Annotated in this window: 1 protein-coding gene; it reads right to left on the minus strand. The window is 66.0% G+C overall.

The window, feature by feature from the left end:
• On the minus strand, positions 1-256 hold a 256-nt coding region (locus R2R70_RS21550; protein ID WP_410979131.1), incomplete at both ends, for a response regulator transcription factor.

Raw genomic sequence — 256 nt, forward strand, 5'->3', positions numbered from 1 at the left:
GTCAGCAACGGATAGCGGAACTCCGCTTCTACGCGGGCGCGCAGTGGCGTGGGGCCGTGTTCGCCATGTGCGGGTTTGCGCGGACTGTCGCGACGCGTGCGCAGCACCTGCAGCTGATTCGACAGCAAGCCGTTGTAGATCGCCACGGCTGCCGCCCGGTTGGGCGCGCCGAGCTGCTGGAAGATGCTCGCCAGGTGAACTTTGACCGTGCCTTCGCTGATGCCGAGTGCGCGCGCGATCATCTTGTTCGTGCTGC

Origin of the sequence: Cobetia sp. SIMBA_158 (assembly GCF_046566945.1) — a bacterium.
GTDB lineage: Bacteria > Pseudomonadota > Gammaproteobacteria > Pseudomonadales > Halomonadaceae > Cobetia > Cobetia amphilecti.